This window comes from Chromobacterium piscinae, assembly GCF_021129175.1.
Lineage (GTDB): Bacteria > Pseudomonadota > Gammaproteobacteria > Burkholderiales > Chromobacteriaceae > Chromobacterium > Chromobacterium piscinae.
In genome coordinates this window covers 1-2,799 of the sequence record NZ_JAJOHV010000178.1, presented here as the reverse complement: position 1 = coordinate 2,799, position 2,799 = coordinate 1, and the positions used below count along the sequence as shown (strand labels likewise).

At 70.7% G+C, this 2,799-nt stretch carries 4 protein-coding genes and 1 pseudogene; all 5 read left to right on the top strand.

The window, feature by feature from the left end:
* On the top strand, positions 1–503 hold a 503-nt coding region (locus tag LQR33_RS24050; protein WP_231470752.1), incomplete at its 5' end, for a hypothetical protein.
* The gene (locus tag LQR33_RS24045) at positions 496–1,626 is read left to right on the top strand and encodes a phage baseplate assembly protein (RefSeq protein ID WP_231470751.1); all 1,131 of its coding nucleotides are present in this window, start codon (positions 496–498) and stop codon (positions 1,624–1,626) included. The genes LQR33_RS24050 and LQR33_RS24045, both read left to right, overlap by 8 nt.
* On the top strand, positions 1,623–2,135 hold the full coding sequence (locus tag LQR33_RS24040) for a phage baseplate assembly protein V (protein WP_231470750.1): 513 nt from the start codon (positions 1,623–1,625) through the stop codon (positions 2,133–2,135). Before LQR33_RS24045 ends, LQR33_RS24040 begins: the two co-directional genes overlap by 4 nt.
* Positions 2,132–2,530, top strand: a complete 399-nt coding sequence (locus tag LQR33_RS24035) for a phage GP46 family protein (RefSeq protein ID WP_231470748.1) — start codon at positions 2,132–2,134, stop codon at positions 2,528–2,530. The genes LQR33_RS24040 and LQR33_RS24035 overlap by 4 nt, the downstream gene beginning before the upstream one ends.
* A pseudogene (locus tag LQR33_RS24030) lies at positions 2,527–2,799 on the top strand (hypothetical protein); the annotation flags it as partial. The gene LQR33_RS24035 and the pseudogene LQR33_RS24030, both read left to right, overlap by 4 nt.

The window sequence follows — 2,799 nt, the reverse complement described above, 5'->3', positions numbered from 1 at the left end:
GGGCGGTGGCCGCCGCCCAGCGCATCGCCAGCCAGCAGCGCTCCGGCGGCGGGGCGTCTTCCGGCAGCCGCGGCGCGGCGCAGTCCGGCCAGGCGCAGACCCTGCCGCTGATGCCTCCGTCTCTTACTGACTTTGTCCGCCGGGTGCTGGTGATCGAGGCTGCCCGTTCCATTCCACGCGCGCAGTTTGAGAGCAAGGCGGAGCTGCAGCAGGCGCGGGAGGTGATCCTGGACGCGCTGAACGTGGAGCTGCAGGCAGCGCCGGACACGCTGTATCCGGCCATGCAGGCGCTGCGCCAGGCGGTGGCGCGCAGCCTGGCGGCGCGGGCGCCGACGGTGGCAGAGCTGGACATCATCACCACCCACGCCACGCTGCCGGCGCTGGTGGTGGCCTACCAGGCCACCGGCGGCGTGGATGTGGCGGCGGATCTGGTGGCGCGCAACGGCGTGCGCCATCCCGGATTTGTGCCGGCCGGGCGGCTGGAGGTGCTGCGCGATGACTGACGTGTGCGAGCTGCGGGTGGGCGGGCAGATTTTTGGCGGCTGGACGGATATCGAGATCCAGCGCGGGCTGGAGCAGCTGGCCGGCCAGTTTTCGTTGCAGGTGACGGAGCGCTGGCCCGGCCAGGACGAGCCGCGGCCGATCGTGCCCGGGCAGCGCGCGGTGCTGACCATAGACGGCGAGCCGGTGGTGACCGGCTACGTGGACGAGTGCAACCCGGGCTATGACGCGTCCAACACCTGGTTTCACGTCTCCGGCCGCGACAAAACGGCGGATCTGGTGGACAGCAGCGCCATCCACAAAACCGGCCAGTGGAAGGGCGCCAGCATGGCCCGCATCGCCCGCGATCTGCTGGCGCCGTTCGACGTGGAGGTGGCGGTGGGGGCGCGCGCCGGCGCGGCGAACCAGGCTATCCCCTCGTTCAACATCGAGGAGGGGGAAACGGTGTTCGACTGCCTGGAGCGGGCGGCGCGGCAGCAGGCGCTGATGATGTGGACCGACGGCCGCGGACGGCTGGTGATCGACCTGCCCGGCACCGACCACGCGCAGACCGCGCTCAACGAGGGCGAGAACATCCTGCGCGCCGATGGCCGGTTCAGCTGGCGCGAGCGCTACAGCGAATACATCGTCAAGGGCCAGGCGCGCGGCCACGCCCAGCACGCGGTGAAGGGCAGCGCCAAGGATGGCACCGTCTCCCGTCACCGGCCATTGATCGTGCTGGCAGAGGACAACACCCACGGCCCCAGCGCCGCCGAGCGCGCGCAGTGGGAATGCACGGTGCGCCGCGGGCGCGCCAACCGCGCCACCCTCCGGGTGCAGAGTTGGCGCCAGGCAGGCGACGCCGGGCCGCTGTGGGCTCCCGGGCTGCGGGTGACGGTGAACGCGCCGCGGCTGCGCATCCGCGCCGAGGCGCTGATTGTCAGCGTCACCTACCTGAAAAACGCCAACGACGGCACGGTGTGCGATCTGGAGATCGCCGACCCGCGCGCGTTTGACCTGCTGTCCGGCGTGCGCACGGCCAAGCTTGGCTCGCACGGCACCAGCAAGCACGGCCTGGCCAGCGGTAAGGGCGACAAGCACGGCAAAAAGAAGAAATCCGACGATGACGACTGGGGGAGCCTATGAACGCTTGGCAGAAAATGCGCCTGATGGTGGCGCGGGGCATTGTCAACCTGGTGAACGACGCCGGTGGCCTGCAGCTGCTGCAGATCTCCGCGCTGGACGGCGAAACCCGCGACGAGGTGGAGAGGGTGCAGAACTTCGGCGCCACCAGCCACCCGCCGGCCGGCAGCGTGCCGGTGATGGTGGCGGTGGGCGGCAGCCGGGACCACCTGGTCGCGGTGGCGGTGGACAACGAGGAGCACCGTCCCAAGGGGCTGAAGGCGGGTGAGAGCGCCACCTACAACGCCCACGGCGTGCTGTTCCTGTTTGACGACCAAGGCAACGCCACGATGAACTGCCGCCGGTTCATCGTCAACGCCAGCGAGGGGATATCCCTCACCACGCCGCAGGGTGCGCTGGCCGGCGATTTCAACCACAGCGGAGGGGCGCTCACGTCCAATGGCGTGGCGGTGGACGGCCACGTGCATGGCGGCGTGGAGCGCGGCGGCGCGCAGACGGATGGGCCGCGATGATGTCCCGCCGCCTGGTGATTGACCTGTCCGCGCCGCTGCCGCTGGCGCTGTTTGCCGACCCGATCGACAGCGCCATTGTGCTGTCGCTGTTCTGCGATGCCCGCGCGCTGCCGGACGATCGGCAGTCCGACCCCCGCGGCTGGTGGGGCGACGTGCTGGCCGGCGTGCCGTATGACCGCTGGGGCAGCCGGCTGTGGCTGCTGGCCCAGCGCGCCAAGCACACGCCGCAGACGCTGCGCGATGCCGTCCACTACGCCCGCGAGGCGTTGCAGTGGATGGTGGACGACGGTGTGGCGCGCAGCTTGGACGTATCCGCCCGCGCCATCGGCGACGAAACCCTGTTGCTGACCATCACCCTGGACGGCAGCGCCATCGATCTGGAGGTCCGCACTTGATACCCCGCCAAACCCTGGCCGAGATTGCCCGCCGCGTGGAGGCGGAGCTGACGCTGCAGACGGCCAGCGACCCCCTGCGGCGCAACCTGTTCACCCCGCTGGCGCGCGGGCTGGCTGGCGCGGTGCATGGCCTGTATGGCCATCAGGATTGGATCGCCCGGCAGATCCACCCCATGGAGTGCGACGAGGACACGCTGGTTTCCGTCCACGCCGCCATCTGGCTGCCTGACGGGCGCAAGCCGCCGGCCGCCGCCAGCGGCAGCGCGCGC

Bases quoted from the DNA above. Each gene is read 5' to 3' on its own strand.
- LQR33_RS24040 (WP_231470750.1), top strand. From the start codon at position 1,623: ATGAACGCTTGGCAGAAAATGCGCCTGATGGTGGCGCGGGGCATTGTC.
- LQR33_RS24035 (WP_231470748.1), top strand. From the start codon at position 2,132: ATGATGTCCCGCCGCCTGGTGATTGACCTGTCCGCGCCGCTGCCGCTG.
- LQR33_RS24045 (WP_231470751.1), top strand. From the start codon at position 496: ATGACTGACGTGTGCGAGCTGCGGGTGGGCGGGCAGATTTTTGGCGGC.